The organism is Enterobacter sp. 04-C-12-SI-ECC (genome assembly GCF_047530715.1).
Taxonomy (GTDB): Bacteria; Pseudomonadota; Gammaproteobacteria; order Enterobacterales; family Enterobacteriaceae; genus Enterobacter; species Enterobacter bugandensis.
The window spans coordinates 33948-55304 of sequence record NZ_JBLKDI010000007.1; the positions used below are offsets into that span (position 1 = coordinate 33948).

General features: G+C 49.4%; 16 protein-coding genes. 11 read left to right on the forward strand and 5 right to left on the reverse strand.

The window, feature by feature from the left end; translation table 11 throughout:
- Positions 1–15: 15 nt before the first annotated feature.
- The 3 genes from ACMWL8_RS11830 to ACMWL8_RS11840 all read right to left on the reverse strand — a co-directional run bounded on the left by ACMWL8_RS11830 (position 16) and on the right by ACMWL8_RS11840 (position 4115).
- Positions 16–1665: an alpha,alpha-trehalase gene (locus ACMWL8_RS11830; RefSeq protein WP_028014741.1), complete on the reverse strand. Its 1650-nt coding sequence runs from the start codon at positions 1663–1665 to the stop codon at positions 16–18.
- Between the two features lie 183 nt (positions 1666–1848).
- The gene (gorA, locus tag ACMWL8_RS11835) at positions 1849–3201 is read right to left on the reverse strand and encodes a glutathione-disulfide reductase (RefSeq protein WP_028014740.1); all 1353 of its coding nucleotides are present in this window, start codon (positions 3199–3201) and stop codon (positions 1849–1851) included.
- Positions 3202–3272: 71 nt separating this feature from the next.
- Entirely contained in the window at positions 3273–4115 is an 843-nt protein-coding gene (locus tag ACMWL8_RS11840; RefSeq protein ID WP_028014739.1) for a 23S rRNA (adenine(2030)-N(6))-methyltransferase RlmJ, read from the reverse strand.
- Between the two features lie 179 nt (positions 4116–4294).
- Between ACMWL8_RS11840 and prlC the strand changes: the two genes are divergently transcribed.
- Both prlC and rsmJ read left to right on the forward strand, forming a co-directional pair.
- Entirely contained in the window at positions 4295–6337 is a 2043-nt protein-coding gene (prlC, locus tag ACMWL8_RS11845) for an oligopeptidase A (protein WP_028014738.1), read from the forward strand.
- A 7-nt stretch (positions 6338–6344) separates the two neighbouring features.
- Positions 6345–7097 carry a 16S rRNA (guanine(1516)-N(2))-methyltransferase RsmJ gene (gene rsmJ, locus ACMWL8_RS11850; RefSeq protein WP_045259400.1) on the forward strand — a complete coding sequence of 251 codons (753 nt, stop codon included), beginning with the start codon at positions 6345–6347 and terminating at the stop codon, positions 7095–7097.
- A 60-nt stretch (positions 7098–7157) separates the two neighbouring features.
- Here the strand turns inward: rsmJ and uspA are convergent, their stop codons facing one another.
- Positions 7158–7595 (reverse strand): universal stress protein UspA, encoded by a 438-nt coding sequence (gene uspA, locus ACMWL8_RS11855; RefSeq protein WP_003861223.1) that lies wholly within the window; start codon positions 7593–7595, stop codon positions 7158–7160.
- A gap of 283 nt (positions 7596–7878) precedes the next feature.
- On the opposite strand from uspA, the gene uspB reads away from it, so the two are divergent.
- A complete protein-coding gene (uspB, locus tag ACMWL8_RS11860) occupies positions 7879–8214 on the forward strand; it encodes a universal stress protein UspB (RefSeq protein WP_003861224.1) in 336 nt (111 codons plus the stop codon).
- 53 nt (positions 8215–8267) lie between these two features.
- On the opposite strand, the gene pitA is transcribed toward uspB, so the two are convergent.
- Positions 8268–9767, reverse strand: coding sequence for an inorganic phosphate transporter PitA (gene pitA, locus ACMWL8_RS11865; protein ID WP_028014734.1), 1500 nt, complete (start codon positions 9765–9767; stop codon positions 8268–8270).
- A gap of 228 nt (positions 9768–9995) precedes the next feature.
- Between pitA and ACMWL8_RS11870 the strand changes: the two genes are divergently transcribed.
- The 8 genes from ACMWL8_RS11870 (at position 9996) to ACMWL8_RS11905 (ending at position 21317) form a co-directional block, all read left to right on the forward strand.
- Positions 9996–11225 carry an NAD(P)/FAD-dependent oxidoreductase gene (locus tag ACMWL8_RS11870; protein ID WP_045259417.1) on the forward strand — a complete coding sequence of 410 codons (1230 nt, stop codon included), beginning with the start codon at positions 9996–9998 and terminating at the stop codon, positions 11223–11225.
- 114 nt (positions 11226–11339) lie between these two features.
- Complete coding sequence (locus tag ACMWL8_RS11875; protein WP_000090707.1) at positions 11340–12182, forward strand: TnsA endonuclease N-terminal domain-containing protein; 843 nt, start codon at positions 11340–11342, stop codon at positions 12180–12182.
- The gene (locus tag ACMWL8_RS11880; protein ID WP_414751589.1) at positions 12169–14292 is read left to right on the forward strand and encodes a transposase; all 2124 of its coding nucleotides are present in this window, start codon (positions 12169–12171) and stop codon (positions 14290–14292) included. Before ACMWL8_RS11875 ends, ACMWL8_RS11880 begins: the two co-directional genes overlap by 14 nt.
- The gene (locus tag ACMWL8_RS11885) at positions 14292–15740 is read left to right on the forward strand and encodes an ATP-binding protein (RefSeq protein ID WP_001049180.1); all 1449 of its coding nucleotides are present in this window, start codon (positions 14292–14294) and stop codon (positions 15738–15740) included. Before ACMWL8_RS11880 ends, ACMWL8_RS11885 begins: the two co-directional genes overlap by 1 nt.
- A 40-nt stretch (positions 15741–15780) precedes the next feature.
- Positions 15781–17337: a TnsD family Tn7-like transposition protein gene (locus tag ACMWL8_RS11890; RefSeq protein ID WP_032245338.1), complete on the forward strand. Its 1557-nt coding sequence runs from the start codon at positions 15781–15783 to the stop codon at positions 17335–17337.
- A gap of 11 nt (positions 17338–17348) precedes the next feature.
- Complete coding sequence (locus ACMWL8_RS11895) at positions 17349–18275, forward strand: hypothetical protein (RefSeq protein ID WP_000262423.1); 927 nt, start codon at positions 17349–17351, stop codon at positions 18273–18275.
- 352 nt (positions 18276–18627) lie between these two features.
- The gene (locus tag ACMWL8_RS11900; protein WP_001097216.1) at positions 18628–18927 is read left to right on the forward strand and encodes a helix-turn-helix domain-containing protein; all 300 of its coding nucleotides are present in this window, start codon (positions 18628–18630) and stop codon (positions 18925–18927) included.
- Between the two features lie 563 nt (positions 18928–19490).
- On the forward strand, positions 19491–21317 hold the full coding sequence (locus tag ACMWL8_RS11905; protein WP_001239419.1) for an AAA family ATPase: 1827 nt from the start codon (positions 19491–19493) through the stop codon (positions 21315–21317).
- The last annotated feature ends 40 nt before the right edge of the window (positions 21318–21357 follow it).

Below are 21357 nucleotides of genomic sequence, written 5' to 3' on the forward strand. Positions count from 1 at the left end.
CAGAACGCACCCCTCTCAAGGCTCCCCATACAACCCAATCAACCGTCGCACCACGCCGTTCGTCCAGCCGAAGCCATCCTGTAGCGGATACTCCCCGCCGCCCCCTTCGCGCGGCGTACTGCTGGCGATGTGGTACTTCTCAATCAGCTTGTGGTGCGTCTTGTAGAAGTGGTTCACCGTATGCAGCCAGCTCCAGGCGATTTCATCCCCCAGCGAGTCGTTGCCGTACTGCTTGAACCCCTGGATCGCCATCCACTGCAGCGGCGCCCAGCCGTTGGGTTTATCCCACTGCTCGCCGGTTTCGTACTCGGTTGCCAGAATCCCACCCGGCGTCAGCAGACGCGCTTTTACCGCGTCAGATAAACGTTCTGCCTGCTCGTGCGTCGCCATTCCAACATACAGCGGCACAATGCTGGCGGCAGAAAACAGCGCCATCTGCTCGCGTCGCCAGTCGTAATCGCGGTAACAGCCACTCTCCTCGTCCCACAGATAGCGGTTCACCGCCGCGCGGCGATCGGTGGCCTTCTGGCGGAACAGCTCGGCCGTCTCTTTATCCCCTTTCGACGCCGAGATATTGGCAATCGCGCTCTCCAGCTTAAACAGGAAGGCGTTCAAATCGATGGGGATAAACTGCGTCGTGCGGATGCTGGCGAGCCGCGCCGGATCGCGCAGCCAGCGGGAGGAGTAATCCCAGCCAGACGCTGCTCCCGCACGCAGATCGCGATAGACCTCATTCGGCGGACGGCCCGAGTGGCGGGCGGTTTCCACGTCCTCAATCCACGATTCGTCGCGCGGGGTGTCACGGTCGTCCCAGTAGCGGTTCAGCAATGAACCGTCCGGCATGCGCACCGCGCTGCGGTAGGCCTGATTAAGCAGGAGCGACTCCGCGCCGTCCATCCAGAAGGCATGCTCCATTTTGAGATGGTCGAGGTAACGCTTCGCGCCGCGCACGCCGTCCTCTTCAAACAGCTCCACCATCAGGGCAAAGACCGGCGGCTGCGAGCGGCTGAGATAATAGGTGCGGTTGCCGTTAGGGATATGGCCGTAGCGTTCGATCAGCCACGCAAAGTTATCCGCCATGCACTTCAGCAGATCGTTACGGCCACTTTCCGCCAGCCCCAGCATGGAGAAGTACGAATCCCAGTAGTAGGTCTCGCTGAATCGCCCGCCGGGCACGATATAGGCCTGCGGCAGCGCCAGCAGGGACGACCAGGGAATATGGTCCTGCGGTTCGCGCGTCAGGACGGGCCACAGGCTATCAATGTGCTCTTTCAGCGACAGTCCGGGGTCGGAGACATATTCCGTGCTGTAGGTTTCAGGCAGCCAGAAGTGGTTCTCAACGAACTGGCGCAGGTCGAAATCCCGGTGCCGTCTGACCTTACGGTAGCGGATCAGAATATCCAGCGGATCCATCTTCGGCGCGCAGTCGGGGAAGGTTTTGCTGTCCGCAAACAGCCGCGTCGACTGGACGTGTTCGAACAGTTCAAGGTAGCGATCGGCGGGCGTCAGGGCATCTGAGGCGGGTAGCCCCTCGATCATTTCGGGTTCCGGCTCCGCCTCAATCATCTCATCCAGTTTTAACTCGCAGGGATCGGTCTCGTAGCGCAGCTCTTCTGCAATCTCGAATTCGATGTTCTCGGTAGCCTGTAGTTTCTGGTTGAACATGGTGATAGGGACCTCCGGTTGTGTGTTCTGAAGACAGGTTTCTCCGGGCGTCCTATAAGCGTAGACATTCGCTTCGGTAGATGTGGAGGGATATGTGCGGTAGATCACTCTTTTCGGAGCATTCGTTTTGCAACGATTTATGTATGTGAATAAAAAAAGCCCCTCCGGAGAGGGGCTTCTGCATTATCGCATGGTGACAAACTCTTCCGCCGCCGTCGGGTGGATCGCCACGGTGTTGTCGAAGTCTTTCTTGGTCGCACCCATCTTCAGCGCCACCGCAAAGCCCTGCAGGATCTCATCCATGCCGAAGCCGATGCCGTGGATACCGACAATCTTCTCTTCCGGGCCCACGCAGACCAGCTTCATGCGGCACGGCTGACGGTGAGAGGTGACGGCGGTATACATCGCGGTGAATGCGGATTTATACACTTTCACCTGGTCGTCGCCGTACTGCTCACGGGCCTGCGGCTCGGTTAAGCCGACGGTGCCGATTGGCGGGTGACTAAAGACCACGGTCGGGATGTTGCTGTAGTCCAGATGCTCGTCCGGCTTGTTGTTGAACAGACGCTCGGAGAGACGACGGCCTGCCGCAACGGCCACCGGCGTCAGCTCAACCGCACCGGTGTTATCACCGACGGCGTAAATGCCCGGTACGCTGGTATTCTGGAACTTATCGACGACGATGTAGCCTTTTTCGTCGGTTTTCACGCCGGTCACCGCCAGGTTAAAGCTGTCGTTCGCCGGTTCACGGCCAATCGCCCAGATCAGGCAATCAACGGTCTGGCTGCGGCCATCTTCCAGCTCAAGGGTCAGGCTGCCGTCCGTGTTTTTAACGACCGCTTTTGGCACGGCGTTGGTGTGCAGGGTTGGGCCTTCGGTGTTCATCACTTCAACCAGCGTATCGACGATCAGCGGGTCAAAGCTGCGCAGCGGTGCGTGTTTACGCACGAACAGGTGCGCTTCTGCACCCAGGCCGTTAATCACGCCAGCCAGCTCAACCGCGATGTAGCCCGCGCCCACCACGGCAACGCGCTCAGGCAAGGCAGGCAGCTCGAAGAAGCCGTCGGAGTCGATACCGTATTCCGCGCCCGGAATATTCGGGTGGCTCGGACGGCCGCCGGTGGCGATCAGGATATGATCGGCGGTGATCGTCTCGCCGTTCACTTCGATCGTTTTCGCGTCCACAAAGCGGGCGAAGCCGTGAATCACGTCGACGTTATTTTTGCCCAGCACGTTGTCGTACGAGGTGTGAATGCGGTCGATGTAGGCGGTACGGCTGGCGATCAGCTTGTCCCAGTCGAAATTGTTGATGGTGGTGTCAAAGCCGTAGTCCGGACCGTACATATAGATCGCTTCACGAATTTGCGCCGCGTGCCACATCACCTTTTTCGGTACACAACCCACGTTCACGCAGGTGCCGCCCAGCGCTTTGGCTTCAATCAGCGCACATTTCTGGCCGTACATGGCCGCGCGGTTGATGGAGGCGATGCCGCCGCTGCCGCCGCCGATTGCGATGTAGTCATAATGCTTAGTCATAGCTTTTGTCCTTAATCGTGAATTGCCGCGATTGTATACCTGAAATCAATAGTTTCCACCGATGGCTGCAATTACTCCGGCACGATCCAGCTGACGGTGGCGTGGCCCGTTCCGGCTGGCACCAGCGTTTTGTGCAGCCACGGCAGCACGTTGTTCATCTGCGCTTCGAGCTTCCACGGCGGGTTAATGACGATCATGCCCGAAGCGGTCATGCCGCGCTGGTCGCTGTCCGGGCGTACCGCCAGCTCGATCTGCAGAATTTTGCGGATGCCGGTCGCCTCAAGGTCTTTGATCATGCGCTTGATCTGCGCGCGCAGCACCACCGGATACCACAGGGCGTATGTCCCGGTGGCGAAGCGTTTGTAGCCTTCGTGGATACCGGTCACCACCGCCTGATAGTCGGTTTTGATTTCGTACGGTGGGTCGATCAGCACCAGGCCGCGACGGGAAACCGGCGGCAGCTTGGCTTTCAGTTGCTGGTAGCCGTCGGCTTTGTCGACGCGGGCGCGGCTGTCTTTCTGAAATTCCGAACGCAGCAGCGGGAAGTCGCTCGGGTGCAGTTCGGTCAGCTGGAGGCTGTCCTGCTCGCGCAGCAGCTGGCGGGCAATCAGCGGTGAGCCAGGGTAGTAGCGCAGCTGGCCGTTGCGGTTGAAGTGATTCACCACGCCAATGTAAGGCTCCAGCTCGGCGGGCAGGTCGTCCTGCTGCCAGATGCGGGCGATGCCCTCAAGGTATTCGCCGGTACGCTCGGCATGCTCGCCGCTCAGCTGATAACGGCCCGCGCCCGCATGGGTGTCCAGATAGAGAAACGGCTTCTCTTTCTCTTTAAGCGATTCAATGATCAGGCTCTGAACGGTGTGTTTGAGGACGTCGGCATGGTTGCCAGCGTGGAAGCTGTGGCGATAACTGAGCATGGGTAATGGTATTCCGCTGAATTGACGATTTGCCACAGTTTACAGCAGAACGGCACAGATTACCCGCAGGCCCGGTAAGCGCAGCTATTGAAATCCTCTACACTTAACCCCATTACTGAAAACAATATGCACAGCGCCGGATGCGCGCTTCATTCACCTATTTCAACAGGACAGCGTTTATGACCAATCCATTACTGACGCCTTTTTCGTTGCCGCCGTTTTCTAAAATCCTCCCCGAGCATGTAGTCCCAGCCGTTACGCAATCGCTGGACAACTGCCGCGCGGCGGTAGAAAGCGTGGTCGCGCAGGGCGGGCCGTACACCTGGGAAAATCTGTGTCAGCCGCTGGCCGAAGTGGACGACGTGCTGGGGCGTATCTTCTCTCCGGTAAGCCACCTGAACTCGGTAAAAAACAGCCCGGAACTGCGCGAAGCCTACGAACAGACCCTGCCGCTGCTCTCTGAGTACAGCACCTGGGTCGGCCAGCACGAAGGGCTCTACAAAGCCTACCGCGACCTGCGCGACGGCGACCATTATGCCGAACTGAATACGGCGCAGAAAAAATCGGTTGATAACGCCCTGCGTGATTTCGAACTGTCCGGTATCGGTCTGCCAAAAGAGAAGCAGGTTCGCTACGGTGAAATCGCTGCGCGCCTGTCCGAACTGGGTAACCAGTACAGCAATAACGTCCTTGACGCCACCATGGGCTGGACGAAGCTGATTACCGACGAAGCAGAGCTGGCGGGAATGCCGGAAAGCGCCCTGGCGGCGGCGAAAGCCCAGGCCGAAGCGAAAGAGCAGGAAGGCTTCCTGTTAACGCTGGATATCCCGAGCTATCTGCCGGTGATGACCTACTGCGACAACCAGGCCCTGCGTGAAGAGATGTACCGCGCCTACAGCACCCGCGCCTCCGATCAGGGGCCGAATGCCGGTAAGTGGGACAACAGCCCGGTCATGGCGGAAATCCTCGCACTCCGTCACGAGCTGGCTCAGTTGCTGGGCTTCGACAGCTACGCGGATAAATCCCTCGCCACCAAAATGGCCGAGAACCCGCAGCAGGTGCTCGATTTCCTGACCGATCTGGCCAAACGTGCTCGTCCTCAGGGTGAGAAAGAGCTGGCCCAGCTGCGCGCCTTCGCGAAAGCGGAGTTTGGCGTGGACGAGCTGCAGCCGTGGGATATTGCTTACTACAGCGAAAAACAGAAGCAGCACCTCTACAGCATCAGCGACGAGCAGCTGCGCCCGTACTTCCCGGAAAACAAAGCCGTCAACGGCCTGTTTGAAGTGGTTAAACGCATTTATGGCATTACCGCTAAAGAGCGTACTGATATTGACGTCTGGCATCCGGACGTGCGCTTCTTTGAGCTGTATGACGAGAAAAACGAACTGCGCGGCAGCTTCTACCTCGATCTCTACGCGCGTGAGAACAAGCGCGGCGGGGCGTGGATGGACGACTGCGTGGGCCAGATGCGTAAAGCAGACGGTTCCCTGCAAAAACCGGTCGCCTATCTGACCTGTAACTTCAACCGTCCGGTAAGCGGCAAACCTGCGCTGTTCACCCACGACGAAGTGATCACCCTGTTCCACGAGTTCGGTCACGGCCTGCACCACATGCTGACCCGCATCGAAACCGCCGGCGTCGCCGGTATCAGCGGGGTGCCATGGGATGCGGTCGAGCTGCCAAGCCAGTTTATGGAAAACTGGTGCTGGGAGCCGGACGCGCTGGCGTTTATCTCCGGCCACTATGAGACCGGCGAACCGCTGCCTAAAGAGTTGCTGGATAAAATGCTGGCGGCGAAAAACTACCAGGCGGCGATGTTTATCCTGCGTCAGCTGGAGTTCGGCCTGTTCGATTTCCGCCTGCACGCCGAGTTCAGCCCGGAGCAGGGGGCGAAAATCCTCGAAACGCTGGCCGAGATTAAAAAGCAGGTTGCCGTTATTCCAGGGCCAACCTGGGGCCGATTCCCGCACGCGTTCAGCCACATCTTCGCGGGCGGCTACGCGGCGGGCTACTACAGCTACCTGTGGGCCGACGTGCTGGCGGCGGATGCCTTCTCTCGCTTCGAGGAAGAGGGGATCTTCAACCGCGAAACCGGCCAGTCGTTCCTTGACAACATCCTGACCCGCGGCGGTTCTGAAGAGCCAATGGTGCTGTTCAAACGCTTCCGTGGCCGCGAGCCGCAGCTGGATGCGATGCTTGAGCATTACGGGATCAAAGGCTGATTGTTACGTGAAGATCTGCTTAGTGGATGAAACGGGCGCCGGAGACGGCGCCTTATCTGTTCTGGCGGCCCGCTGGGGGCTGGAGCACGATGAAGAGAACCTGATGGCGCTGGTAATGACGTCAGCACATCTCGAATTACGCAAGCGCGATGAACCGAAGCTCGGCGGGATTTTTGTCGACTTCGTTGGCGGCGCGATGGCGCACCGGCGTAAGTTCGGCGGCGGTCGCGGCGAAGCGGTGGCCAAAGCGGTCGGCATTAAGGGGAGCTATCTCCCGGACGTGGTGGACGCCACGGCGGGGCTGGGACGCGATGCGTTTGTGCTGGCGTCGGTGGGCTGTCATGTGCGGATGCTGGAGCGTAATCCGGTTGTCGCCGCGCTGCTCGACGACGGGCTGACGCGAGGCTATGCGGACCCGGAAATCGGCCCGTGGCTGCAGGAGCGTTTGCAGCTTATCCACGCGTCAAGCCTGACGGCGCTGACGGACATCACCCCGCGTCCGCAGGTTGTCTACCTCGACCCGATGTTCCCGCATAAGCAGAAAAGCGCGCTGGTGAAGAAAGAGATGCGGGTATTTCAGTCGCTGGTGGGGCCGGATTTAGACGCAGACGGCCTGCTGGAGCCGGCTCGTCAGCTCGCGACGAAGCGGGTGGTGGTGAAGCGTCCGGATTACGCGCCGCCGCTGGCGGACGTTGCTACGACCAACGCGGTGACCACGAAAGGGCATCGGTTTGATATTTATTCGGGTACGCCGGAATAAAAAAAGCCGGGTGGCGGCTTCGCCTTACCCGGCCTACTTTCAGTGCCGCTTTTTTTGCACTTACTCGTCTTCTTCGTCGCGCAGCGGAACAATCAGCATGTCCACGTGAACGGTGTTAATCAGCTGGCGTGCTGAAGACATCAGCTTGCTCCAGAAGTCCTGATGGTGACCGCATACCACCAGATCCATATCGTATTTCTTAATCGCATCAACCAGCACCTGACCCAGGTCGCCGCTGCCGCTCAGGGTTTCGGTGATCGGATAGCCCGCGTTGGTGGAGAGCTCGCTCAGCGCGTGATGCGTTTCTTCAGAGATGCGTTTCTGCATATCGCCCAGATTGACGTCGATCAGACCGGTGTAGAGGTCGGAGTAATTCACATCAACGTGAATCAGGGAGACTTTCGCGTTGTAGGGACGTGCCATAGATACCGCTTTATCAACCAGCACTTTGCTCTCCGGGGAGAGATCTACCGCGATAAGAATGTGTTTGTAAGCCATAGTGTTACTCCTTCCTTAAGTTATCGATGACTAAATGGGAAAGCCGTCGTCTGATGCTTTCATTACGGCCCAGTTAAACATATTTTTCAAGCTTTGGTGTTGATAACGATTAACCTTGTGGCAAAAAAATTAACGGATCTCCTACACTATTTAATGAGCCGTTCGGATATTAAAACGCGAACCGGATCGACTTTTAGTCATTCTTTCACTGAACTGTCTGTCAGGGCATTGGGGTGCGGTAGCTCAGGAGCCTTGCTTCGTGGGCGGACGCCGGGGAGGATGTATGATTAGCACCGTCGCATTGTTTTGGGCGTTATGCGTAGTTTGCATAGTGAATATGGCGCGCTACTTCTCATCGTTACGTGCGCTGTTAGTGGTACTTCGTGGTTGCGATCCGTTGCTGTATCAGTATGTGGACGGTGGAGGGTTCTTCACCTCGCATGGACAGCCCAGCAAGCAGATGCGTCTGGTGGGGTATATCTACTACCAGCGCTACCGCGATCATCACGATGAAGAGTTTATCCGTCGCTGCGAGCGTCTGCGTCGTCAGTTCATTTTAACCAGCGCCCTGTGTGGGCTGGTCGTGGTCAGTATGATTGCGTTGATGATTTGGCACTGAGCATAAAAAAAGCGGGTCAGTTTCCTGACCCGCTTTTTGTCGCCTTCAGCCAATTAAATCAGCTTCAGCGAAATCCAGTACAACCCGCCTGACAGCAGGATAGAAGCCGGAAGGGTAAACACCCAGGCCATCAGAATGTTGGTCACGGTTTTGCGCTGCAGACCGCCGCCGTCAACAATCATGGTACCTGCCACGGACGAGGAGAGTACGTGGGTGGTGGATACCGGCATACCGGTGTAGCTCGCCAGACCGATAGACACTGCCGCCGTCATCTGCGCGGACATACCCTGCGCATAGGTCATGCCTTTCTTACCGATCTTCTCGCCGATGGTGGTCGCCACACGACGCCAGCCAATCATCGTACCGATACCCAGCGCCAGCGCGACGGCCATGATGATCCAGATTGGCGCGTACTCAATGGTATTGAGCATATCGCTTTTCAGTTTCTTCAGCAGACGCTTGTCGTCACCATTCACCTCTGGCAGCTTCGCGACTTTATCGGTCACGTCGGAGATACAGAGCATGATACGACGCAGCTGACCACGCTGTTCAACGGCCAGTTTATCGTAGCTTTCGATGTTGCCCAGCATACCTTTGGCACGTTCCAGCGCGTTAATCGCGTTAGCCGGATGGCAGTGGAATTCGCCAGGCGCGGTGGTGGCACCGGCTTCCGGAGAAGGGATCAGTTGGTCAACGCCGGTCGCTTTTTTCAGCAGCTCAGGGTGCTGCTGGAAATAGGTTTCAACGTTGTTGACCGCATCACGGGTACGGGTGATTTCGTAACCCGAGGCGTTCATATTCACCACGAAGCCCGCCGGTGCGACACCGATCAGAACCAGCATCACCAGACCAATGCCTTTCTGCCCGTCGTTCGCGCCATGAGAGAAGGCCACGCCGATAGCGGAAATGATCAGGGCGATACGCGTCCAGAATGGCGGCTTTTTCTTGCCGTCTTTCTTCTCACGCTCTGCTGGCGTCAGGTGTATACGCGCACGTTTCTTCGTGTTGCTCCAGTAGCGACGCAGGATGAAAATCAATCCACCCGCAACCACCAGACCCACGATAGGGGAGACGATGAGAGAAGCGAAAATGCCCAGTACTTTAGGCAGATTCAGCGCATCAACAACCGATGTCCCGGTCATCAGGGCGTTGGTTAACCCGATACCGATAATCGCGCCGATGAGGGTGTGAGAGCTGGATGCAGGCAGGCCAAAATACCAGGTACCGAGGTTCCAGATAATGGCAGCAAGCAGCATTGAGAACACCATGGCGAGGCCATGACCGGAACTCACGTTAAGCAGCAGATCCGTTGGCAGCATATGCACGATCGCATACGCAACGCTCAGTCCGCCCAGGAGGACACCAAAAAAGTTAAATACCGCCGCCATAACAACCGCAAGCTGCGATCGCATTGCGCGAGTGTAGATAACCGTTGCTACTGCGTTTGCAGTGTCGTGGAAGCCGTTGATCGCTTCGTAAAACAGTACAAAAACCAGAGCAAGCAATAGTAAAAGCCCGGTATGTAAATCCAGGCCGGCAAACAAATGTAGCATAGGACGTTACGCCATTTTGAGGACATGAACGCGGCGCATTATCCAGGACAAATGCGCAACGGGCAAAGTGAAATATAGACTTTTTTTGACATACCACCTGATTTGGGAAAAGTGCCTGAAAGGATAATCGTTAAATTTCAATGGAATGGCTTTGTAATATCTTTTTACGCTGGTGTGACCACAGAGGAAACTTTACAATCCGCGGCAGTTAACGAAGAGGGTTTTGACGTGGAAAGGTTTGATGCCGTGGTTATTGGCGCCGGTGCGGCGGGTATGTTTTGTGCGGCGATGGCCGGACAGGCGGGTCGTCGCGTGCTGTTGCTGGACAACGGAAAAAAGCCAGGCCGCAAGATCCTGATGTCAGGCGGCGGGCGTTGCAACTTCACCAATCTTTATGTCGAACCCGCGGCCTATTTGAGCCAGAACCGCCATTTTTGCAAATCTGCGCTGGCGCGTTACACCCAGTGGGACTTTATCGACCTGGTGGGTAAGCATGGCATCGCGTGGCATGAAAAGACGCTCGGGCAACTGTTCTGCGACGACTCCGCGCAGCAGATTGTCGATATGCTGGTGGCCGAGTGCGAGAAGGGCGGCGTGGTCACGCGCCTGCGCACCGAGGTGTTGGAGGTGGCCCGCGACGAGCAGGGGTACACGCTGCAGCTGAACGGTGACACCGTCAGCGCCGATAACCTGGTGATCGCCAGCGGCGGCCTCTCGATGCCCGGGCTGGGCGCGTCACCGTTCGGCTACAAGATTGCCGAGCAGTTTGGCCTGAAGGTGCTGCCAACCCGCGCTGGGCTGGTGCCGTTCACGCTGCATAAGCCGCTGCTGGAGCAGCTTCAGACGCTGTCCGGCGTCTCTGTTCCCTCCGTCATTACCGCCGAAGACGGGACGATATTCCGCGAAAACCTGCTCTTTACCCACCGCGGTCTCTCCGGCCCGGCGGTCCTGCAAATCTCCAGCTACTGGCAGCCGGGGGAATTTGTCTCGGTGAATCTGCTGCCGGACTGCGATCTGGACGCGTTCCTCAACGAACAGCGCGCCGCGCACCCGAATCAGAGCCTGAAAAATACCCTGGCGATGCAGCTGCCGAAGCGTCTGGTGGAGTGTTTGCAGGGGCTGGGGCAGATCCCCGACGTGTCGCTCAAGCAGCTTAACAGCCGCGAGCAGGAAGCGTTGGTAGAGACGCTAACGAACTGGCGCGTTCAGCCAAACGGCACCGAGGGGTATCGCACGGCGGAAGTGACGCTGGGCGGTGTCGACACGAATGAGCTTTCTTCACGCACGATGGAAGCGCGCAACGTGCCGGGGCTCTACTTTATTGGCGAAGTAATGGACGTAACCGGCTGGCTCGGCGGATATAATTTCCAGTGGGCGTGGTCGAGCGCCTGGGCGTGCGCGCAGGCGCTGCAAATGTCCGAGGACAATAAAGTTGTACACAAAGCACTAAAGTTGTAACCATTCTCAAAAAACGACGCTAATGTTGTATACTTACTGAATGTGTGGTTATAGGGTTGGAGACTATAAAATGCACATATAGGTACGTATCAATGTCGTTTTTAGGGTACGATCATGGCTAGGGGTAGGCGTCTCAAATCCTATTTGGATTATGAAAATGCGCTAGGTGACGGCATAGGAGTGGGCTATGGCCAAAGTTATCAGCCCTGGCTTAGAGCTCAGGACGTTAAATCCCGTGGAAACCGTTCGATAGTCTTTGGCCTTAAGACGTTTCGAAACCATCATCTCCTTTCTTCTGTCGAAAGTAACTTTTTCTATCTGGCTGAGTTTAATGACTCGGTGATTGATATCCGGGAACAATTCCCACTCTTTCCTCTCCGGCTTACCCAACAAATAGCAAATCATCTACATTTTCAACATCCTATGGTGAGGGGAGTAAGAGGAGTACCTGTCGAAGTTCTGAATGTTATGACAACCGATTTTTTACTGACCTTGAGAACTCCTGAAGGCGGACTTCGATACAAAGCTATAGCAGTAAAACATAACGAGAGCATACCTGAACGCGAAGCCCAAAAACTTGAAATAGAGAGGATGTTTTGGCAGTTGATTGATGTTGAGTTTCAAATTTATGTTGGCTCGGAACTCAATAACGTCGTCGGTAAAAACATTTGCTGGGCTACTTCTGTATTAAGAGATGGTTCTGAATTTTATGATAAATATCCTCTTGATAAAATCCTATGGAAGCTTAAACCAGATGTTTATCCCATAGTAGGACTACGTGCAATGATTTCATCAATCTTTGGGGTAGATGCACAAGAAGCGATGATGTTATTGCAGGCAATGATTGGATTAAAAATGATAAATGTTGATTTATCATATCCAATACTCGAAACCGGTCTGATAAAGATAATTTCCAATGACCACTATATAGGACTGAACGCAAATGGATATTATTAGGAATTCAGTCTGGCTCTCTCAAGGCACTGATTTGCTTGCAGAGGGACTTTACCGTGTTTTGGATTTTGACAGAAAGGTCGATTTGTTAATTTTGTTTAAAATAAAATCAGAAAGAACGGGTAAGCCAATCCCTTTCTCATTTTCTATGTTTAAATATTATATTGAATCAAATAGCATAACTTGTAAAGATTATATATATCCTTCATATATGTTAGTAGATGAGAAAGAATTAACAGATAAAGACAGAGGAAGGCGAGATGAAAATTACAATATCATTAAAGATCTTGTAGATGACAGAATGTTTCTGTTCGACTATGCATTACATAAAAAGTCGCACCTTTTAATGGATTACTCAAGAAATAAAAAAATATCACAATATACTATCAGAACGCTTCTGGCGTTGTATTGGCGACATGGGCAGGATATTTATGCATTGCTACCCGCATTCTCGAACTGTGGCGCCGCTGGGAAAAGTAGAATCAAACATGAAATTAAACTTGGGAATTCCAAAAAAAACAGAGCATTACCTAATGAACGATCACGTGTTTTCATTCTTAATGAAAGAGATATAAATAATATTAGAAAATCTCTCATTACGTATCATTATAAAGTTAACGGAGATACGATAAAGAAAACATTAGAGAGACATATTGATTTGTATTTTAGGGATGAAATTAAAACAGCAAACCTAGAAAATAGAGCTCCATATGTTCCTTCTTTAAAACAATTTTCATACTGGAATAAAAAACTCTTCACTAAAGATTTCTCGATAAATAAGAAGAACACGAAAAAAGAAATAGACCTCAAAATGCGGGCGCTTTTAGGTAGTGTGGCTAATACAACTGTTTTGCCGGGTGATGTTTTCGAAATAGACTCAACTGTCGCTGATGTACATCTTATTTCGAGTTTAAACAGACGAAAAGTCATTGGGCGTCCTACTATTTATACAGTGGTGGATCGTGCAACAAGAATGATTGTTGGCCTTCATGTTTCTTTATATCATGCTTCATGGCGAGCCGCCCGACAAGCGTTAGCAAATTGCTTTATGCCAAAAAAAGAATATTGTAGATTATTTGGAATCTCTATTACTGATGATGATTGGCCTTGTTCTCACATTCCATTAACATTGATGTGTGACAACGGGGAGATGATTGGTCTTAAACCTCAGGAAGAGATGACCCCCCTGACAAAACTTGAGTTTGCGCCAGTCGGTAGAGGCGACAGAAAAAGCATTGTTGAACGCTGTTTCGGCATTCTGAATGATGAGGTTATTCATAGGCTTATTGGAACAACACGAAGGGGAAAGATTGTTAAAGGAGAGCCAACACCGCAATCCAGGGCTTGTTTAACGATTCAGGAGGTCACGTCTTTACTGATTCGGGAGATACTTGCACATAATCAGAGAACGTATGAGGAACTGGCTTATATCAATCCCTTACTGATTGAAAATGATCTCGTAATATCACCAAAAAATAGTTGGATGATAAGCTTAAAGCACGGGAGATTCAGCGCAAGAGCCGTTGGGGCCGACGAAGTGATCGCACGATTGTTAATCCCTGTGAACGCTAACATTACCGCCGGTGGGATTCAGTACAATAATCTTTTTTATGAATGTGATCCTGAAATTGCATCAGGTGTCAGAGTATTTGGAAGAACCACTTGTGAAGCAAGAATAGATGACAATTGCGTAGATTATATATATGTAAGATTTGACAAAAATAGCATTTTCAAAAAACATTACCTACTTAAGAAAAGAGATGTATTTAAAGGGAAAGCTCATCTTGATACAGATGTAATGGCTGATTGGGTAGATACTCAAAAAGAAATTAATTTATTTACTCTGGATTCGCTCAGCAATATCAATAATAAAGATGAATTTAACAGGAAAGGTAACGAAAGATTAAATGAAATATACGAATCTCGCCGGGTACATGATAAAGATATTAAAAAGAACAGGAAAAATGAACTTGATTCATTAGGGCGAACTCATGTTGCTAATGGAAGATCTGAACCCCTACTTCCTTCATCCAGTAATGTTCTGCTTTTGCCTGGCCGGGAGGAGAAACAAAGATGGTTAAAAGGTAAGAAGAAGACTGAGGACGCAGAATAATGAATCTTATACGGCGCGTTTCAGCGATATATAAAGAACAGGAGTTACCTGAGTATCGTGGCAATCCCTTAATTGAAGCACTTCCTGAAGCGCTTACGGAAGATGAAGTACTTCTGGAAATGAGTTATTTCCCCGAAATTGACGAAAAAATCCGCTGGACTGCCCCGGCGAATGTTAGAGAGCAGTATGTCGAACGTATAAAGAAATTCCGTTGCCCTCAAACCAATCTTATCCAGGCTTATAAGATGATCTTACGGGCACTTAGGGAAAGCTATGCAGCTCGTAATCCTTTAAAAAGCGGAACAATTCAATATCTTCATTACTATGGAAATGAGCGTCCTGATATTGAGCCAGAAAGTGGATATTTTAAATCCCAGGCTGAAACTATTACGATAGTTGGAATGAGTGGTTCTGGAAAAACTACCATGATTGAGCAAGTCATGGATCATTTCCCTCAGATTATAGAACACAGCAGCTATAAAGGAGTTTTTCCCGGCTTCAGTAAGCAAATTGTATGGGTAAAGATTAATTGTCCATACAATTCAAGTGTGAGAGACCTTTGTGAAGAGATTTTACAAAAATTAGATGATGCAATTGGTATTGAACGAACTACACCTGAGATTAGAAATGGTGCTCTGGCTCGCCAGATTGCACAAAGAATTAAATCATCATTTTTGGGTATCCTTGTTATTGATGAAATGCAGAGGCTTAAATTTTCAAGAACCGGGGGTGAGAGTAAGTTGATTGATTTTTTACATGAAATTGTAGATTCCATGGGGGTATCTATGGTTTTTTGTGGAAATCATCCTTTTGACGAGACGCTGACAAAGAAAATGAGAATTGCCAGGCGGGCAGAGTCTGGTGGTTACATGAAAATTAAGAATGTTAGATACGATTCACAAGACTGGCAATCGTTTATTCATTATTTATGGCCATTACAATGGACAAATGTTGAAACTCCATTAAATGATGAGTTAAACGAAAAATTATTCATTTTATCTAAAGGCAATATTGGATTGGCTCAGATGATTTATCGGGGGGCACAATTAAAGGTTATCGGTAGCGGCAATGAAATCATCACTGGCGCAGTCTTGTCGGCCTCTGTACCGGTACTCGTGAGTCATACGGAGGAATATAAGGATACTCCACTCCCGGGGGCCGCGACTGAAGATGAGGAAGCTAAATGGCTCTCTGCATCTAATGAGGGTGATGCTTCGGCTAAAATCATGGCAGAGAAGTCCCTAAAGTCTTTGATCCCTGGGGATATAGACAGGCCACAGCACAAGGAATTCGTAGGAAAAATAGACGAGGTTTTGCGCAATTTCGACGAGAAAATACTGTCTCTTGACCACGATCTTGTTATCAACAGAACAGCTGAAAAGAAAAATACCTACGATGCTCTTCAGCGTTGCGGGCTTATAAATATAGATCCACTTAATAAATTGTAATGAGGTAACAGTTCGTAACGGTCAAAGAGAGGTGTGGGAAATGAGAATGTTGCCTGTTTTGCCTGATGAATCCTTGTTCAGCCGGTTTTGTCGGACAACTACCGTGTACGGTATGTCCCCATCTTCTCTGTTAACGATCATTTTCAACAAACCTGATATGAACGTCCATCCAATTCTCAATTCAGGATTAAAGGCTATTTCTCTTCATACATCCGAAAGGGCAGATCAGCTCTGGCATGAACAGACTTTACTCCCTCTTTTTGCCTGGGCACTACCAATCAGTCGTAATGAAATTATGGATTTCAACACGACCCCTGCCAGGCTTAATCGATTGTGCCGCCTTAGTAATTTTTCACTAGGGCAGCGCACACTATTGAAGTTTTGCCCGGTTTGCGCTCGTGAAGATACTTTTCATTATGGTGTTACTTATTGGCATCTGGCGCATCAGCTTCATGGGGTTACAACCTGCCATCGGCATCCGGTAGCGCTTGAAAGCATCCATGTCCCTTCTTCACCGCACATACGTATTGGACTGATGCCTCCTGTTTCGTATACAGAACAACTTAGCAATGAGATAGACTTCGATTTTGCTAAGTTTTGTTATGAGTCCCTAAATATAATCAGAAGAAAAGATATTACACACCCCAATTACATGGATGTACTTAAAAAGTTGAATTTATTATCATTGGATGGAAATTTAAAGAAAAATGTATTCTACGCACATGTTTATGCTAAGTGCCAGTTATTTGGGGAGGGTTCATCGGGACTTATACCAACATCCCTAACTGATTATCATTACTGGGAGCCTATACTCAAAGACAAATGTTGTCAGCATCCCACAAAGCATCTTTTGCTTTGTTATTGTTTGTTAAATACTTGCTGGCCAACGTATGCAGGAAGTCGTACTAATAAAAAGAAAGAAATCTTTAAAAGTCATAAGAAATACAGTTTTCATATAGTTGAAAATAATACTAGTGTTAGCAACCTTGGGAAGGAATTTAGTCGCAGCAGATGTTACATTAAAACACTTATTTATAAAAAATACCTGAGGGCGTTTAAGCGAAACACAAAAATTAATATATTCACTGAATTGCTTATCAAGTCTATGGCTGTAAGGGGGTTTAGTCTGGCATCCATAGCTGAGAAAAACTCATTATCGGAAGGAGCTGTATCCTCTGTAATTTCATCTTGTTACGGTTTATGCTCATGGCGTAAAAAATGTAAAAAAGATTCTTTAAGACGGCGTCATAAGCAGAAAATATTAAGATTTATACATAATCAATCCGTTTCTATAACACGAAAGTTAGTCAAAGAAAGTTGTTATGCAAGTTTCTATTGGCTAAATAAACATGAATGTGACTGGCTTAATTCCTGTCTTCCTAAAACAATACGATGCTATAAAAATAAAAGAGTAGACTGGAGCGAGAGAGATATTATCTCATCATCATTAATAAATGATGTTTTATCTCAGGGGCAGTACTCGATGTCACTTACAAGTCTAGATGCTTTACTGGGAGGGCATGGCTGGCTTTTGAAATACAGAGATAAACTACCAATGACAATGATACTTCTCAGAAAAATGGAACTAATTAAATAAGAGGGAGTTATATGGTTTACGAAAATGAATTGTGGCACAGTTTTCTTCTGCGTTCACAGATAATGTATAACTTATCCAATTGCAGGAACATAATATCAAAGCATGGCGCACTAAGGTACGATGCCTTTCCTCGTTTCGAACTGATTGATATGTACAAATTGCATAGCTTGCAGGATATATATGACATTCTTGCCACTAGAAATGGTTATATACTAACTTCCAATATAGTGTCGTTATCTTCTGGTGTTTACGGGTATTTTAACGCTGTTGAAGATGCCTGTCGGAAAAATTTTCACATAACTAATTCATATCCATTGGTAAACATCTCAAACATTCGTTACTGTCACAAATGTATTGTTGAAGATATACACTCTAAAGGCATTGGTTATCTGCGTCATAGATGGTTGTTTGAATCTAAATGTGCAGTTCATAGTACCAGTTTATATGAGGTTTGTTTTGATAACTATTTGAATGCAGTGAAAGGACTTAGTGACTTAATTATAAGTGGAATAAATCCTCATGGTTATTGTTCCCTTGTGGTTGACGTTTCAAACCCTTTCAAAAATCCAGTGTATATATTACCATGTGCACGTAATAAAATTTTAAAATGGATTTCGGACAATAAAAATATGCTGATTTACTTTCTCTTTGATCTCTTCAAATGTAAGTCGCATTCAAGTTTATCTAAGGTTATCGAAGTCAAGATAATGCATGATAGATATATTTCTGCGGTGTTCAAGATGTTAAGTGAAGTTAATTTTTGTAATTTCAACTCATTTATTTCTGATATTTTTGAGGACGTAAGTTATGCCTCTATCGGACTTGATGATTATTCTGTTAATGTGCATTTTCTCAGGCTAAGGGCTGCAGATTGTAAATTTTGCCAGTTGAATGGTAAATATTTTTGCTCACTTTACAATGTAAAACTTCTTCGCTAATTTCACTTCATTTATAAAATACTAAGAAAGCTAGTTAGATAAGGTTTTATATTTTGACTGGGGCAGGAATAAATTATCACTCATAGAGTTTCCCTGGGGGTTACCACCTGTGTATGATGCCGGTTAGCAACAACGTCTAAAAGACCTGCGATCACGTGGGTCCCTCTCCAGCAAAGGGGCAAGGGGTGCTATATAACGGTGTACTGCTTACCCAATACGGCCTTGTATTTGAAAGATGCCGCATCTTGGCAGGATTCGTATTACAGCCTATAGTCTGTTAATGAGCATTACAGCCTATATGCTGTAAATCCCTGCGTTATGCTTGTTAACTCGTCGATACGGAAGGTCACTTATGAACACTCAATACGCTTTGAAGACTTTGAATCAGTTACGTCCTGTTTTAATCGGCTTTCGCAAAGCCAATGGACTGACGCAAAAAGATGTTTCTGAACGTTTGGGTATAACACAGCAAACTTATGCCCGACTAGAGGCCAACCCTGCAAGTGCGGGTTTTGAGCGTTTGTTTAGGGTGTTCAGCGTCCTTGGAGTGGAGATCGTACTTTCATCCAGGGAACCATTGTCAGATGCAAAGCCCGAATACGGAGCTATGCACAATTATTCTTCACTTCCAGCCAGGCGGGAGAAATGGTGACGCCTGGCGCTTCCCGGTCTAATTTTTCTTCAACAAGATTAACCCCTTAGCGGCCTGAAGTATCAGGTTGCGATAGAGCCTTTCATTTCTTCTGTTATGTTAAATACACCATTTTGAGCTATTTCGCTCGGCCTTAAATTATCTCTTCATTCTTCAGTGAAAATTTTATGTCGATCACATTATCGATGAATTTAGGAAATAATCCGTAAATGAAAATCTATCTTCTTTTAAATTCATCAGTGTCAGTAGCAAATATTACGCATAAAAGAATGGTTATTATTATCATTTAAATTATAAAGCTCATGAGTCAATTCCAAAAAATATAATAAGCATTGAAATCATTACCCATGATTCTGGAGTTTTAACTTTGCCATGTAACCAACCACAAGTTAGTTTCCGGTGTTTTGAGGGGCAGTAAAGTTCTGAAAGCGCGACCAGATCATAATCCCGAAATGTCGTTAAGATATTCTGAATAACGGTTATCCCTGCTTGTTGGCAGGCATTTGAAAATATATTTTGTATTCAGGTTGCAGCAAAACGCTTTCTTACACACAGGACTTCATATGCGGCTCAGAAAATTAAAACTGAAAAACTTCAGAGGCTACAGAAACTCTACTGAAATCATTATTGATGAAAGCATGACGGGTATTGTCGGTCGTAATGACTTTGGGAAATCAACGCTTCTGGAAGCGCTGGCTATTTTTTTTGAAACAGAAGGAATGAAGGCTGACAAGAATGACATGAACTGTTTCAGCCTAAGAGAAGGGGACGGCCGTTTTGAAATAGCCTGTGAATTTGATGACCTGCCCGATTTTATCATGATCGACGACAGGGTGCAGACCACGCTCGCCTCAGAACATCTGCTGAATGAGGACGGCAATTTTGAAATCGTCAAAACGTTTAAAGCAACGACCTCAGGAAAACCGGAGCAGACCTGCATCCGCTGCATCCACCCGGATGAGGAGCCCCTGAGAAATTTACTGGGCATGAAAATTTCTGAGCTCAAGGCGGTGGGAAAAGAAGTTGAAAAAAATGTGGCGGATAAACGCACTGCATCGTTATGGCGTCAGGCCATCAGGGAAGCCGCAGCCCCCTATACCTGTTCGGAAATTATGCTGGATGTCGATAAAGAGTTCGGAACCGACACAAAATCATTATGGGGTAAGATCCTCGATTTGCTGCCCACGTATGCGATTTTCAAAGCCGACAGGGAAAGCAGCGACGGGGATTCCGAAGCTAAAAACCCCTTACAGCAGGCCGTAAAAGACGCTCAGGCTGCGCTGCAGGACAAAATTACAGCGCTGGAAAATGAGATTCAGGACAGCGTCCTGGATGTCGCACAGAGAACGCTGGATAAATTACGTGAAATGGCCCCCGAACTCGCCAGTGAACTGACTCCACGATTTAAGGAGAAACCCAAGTGGACCTTCAATTTCACCCTGGACGGGGAAAATGGCATCCCCATCAATAAGCGCGGCAGCGGGATAAGGAGGCTTATCCTGTTGAATTTTTTTCGGGCTGAGGCTGAAAAGAATGTCGCGGGGACGCCCAGAAATGTGATTTATGCCATAGAGGAGCCTGAAACGTCACAGCATCCGAACTATCAGATGATGCTGATGAAAGCGTTACTGGCACTGGCAGGCCAGCCGCACCGTCAGATTATCGTCACCACCCATGTCCCGGCGCTGGCCGGATTAATCCCTGTCGAAGGCGTACGTTATGTTACCCGAAATGAGGCGGGTGAACCCGTAGTAAAAATGCCGGATGACGCAGTGCTGAAGGAAGCCACTGAAAGCCTGGGGGTGCTGCCAGAGACCGGTATGGAAAGGGCGCAGGGGATTGTTCTGGTAGAGGGAAAGTCGGATGTTACTTTCCTGAGGCATGCGGCCAGTTCATTAAAACAGTCAGGTGCGCTGCCAGCCTCTCTGGAGGACGTGAAAATAGTGCCAGTCCTCATAGGAGGGTGTGGTAGCGTCAAACACTGGGTTACATTGAATCTGGCCAAAGATCTGGGGCTTCCCTGGTGCGTATTTCTGGACTCCGATATTGGGGGAGACCCTGCACAGGTTCTGTCCATCCAGAAGCGTAAAAAAGAAGTAGAGGAGGCCGGTAAGGTATTTTTCGCTACGCGCAAACGTGAGATAGAAAACTATCTGTGCCCGGATCTTATCGAGGAAATTACTGGTGTAGCCGTCACGTTTACGGACACCTGTGACGCTAAAAAAATAATCGGCCGGGCTGTGGGAATGAAACCCGATAATGTACTAGATAAATTCTGGCCTCAGATGACATCAGAAAGAATCATCTCAAGATCAACCTATCATGACGGAACGCAGGAGAGAAGCGAGCTGGTTGAGATCCTGAGCGACATTGTATCCATGACGAGATAATGTATTAAATAAGCATCTCAGGTGCATATATTCCGGTCCT

Bases quoted from the DNA above. Each gene is read 5' to 3' on its own strand.
- ACMWL8_RS11830 (WP_028014741.1), bottom strand. From the start codon at position 1,665: ATGTTCAACCAGAAACTACAGGCTACCGAGAACATCGAATTCGAGATT.
- gorA (WP_028014740.1), bottom strand. From the start codon at position 3,201: ATGACTAAGCATTATGACTACATCGCAATCGGCGGCGGCAGCGGCGGC.
- ACMWL8_RS11840 (WP_028014739.1), bottom strand. From the start codon at position 4,115: ATGCTCAGTTATCGCCACAGCTTCCACGCTGGCAACCATGCCGACGTC.
- prlC (WP_028014738.1), top strand. From the start codon at position 4,295: ATGACCAATCCATTACTGACGCCTTTTTCGTTGCCGCCGTTTTCTAAA.
- uspA (WP_003861223.1), bottom strand. From the start codon at position 7,595: ATGGCTTACAAACACATTCTTATCGCGGTAGATCTCTCCCCGGAGAGC.
- uspB (WP_003861224.1), top strand. From the start codon at position 7,879: ATGATTAGCACCGTCGCATTGTTTTGGGCGTTATGCGTAGTTTGCATA.
- pitA (WP_028014734.1), bottom strand. From the start codon at position 9,767: ATGCTACATTTGTTTGCCGGCCTGGATTTACATACCGGGCTTTTACTA.
- ACMWL8_RS11875 (WP_000090707.1), top strand. From the start codon at position 11,340: ATGGCTAGGGGTAGGCGTCTCAAATCCTATTTGGATTATGAAAATGCG.
- ACMWL8_RS11880 (WP_414751589.1), top strand. From the start codon at position 12,169: ATGGATATTATTAGGAATTCAGTCTGGCTCTCTCAAGGCACTGATTTG.
- ACMWL8_RS11885 (WP_001049180.1), top strand. From the start codon at position 14,292: ATGAATCTTATACGGCGCGTTTCAGCGATATATAAAGAACAGGAGTTA.
- ACMWL8_RS11890 (WP_032245338.1), top strand. From the start codon at position 15,781: ATGAGAATGTTGCCTGTTTTGCCTGATGAATCCTTGTTCAGCCGGTTT.
- ACMWL8_RS11895 (WP_000262423.1), top strand. From the start codon at position 17,349: ATGGTTTACGAAAATGAATTGTGGCACAGTTTTCTTCTGCGTTCACAG.
- ACMWL8_RS11900 (WP_001097216.1), top strand. From the start codon at position 18,628: ATGAACACTCAATACGCTTTGAAGACTTTGAATCAGTTACGTCCTGTT.
- ACMWL8_RS11905 (WP_001239419.1), top strand. From the start codon at position 19,491: ATGCGGCTCAGAAAATTAAAACTGAAAAACTTCAGAGGCTACAGAAAC.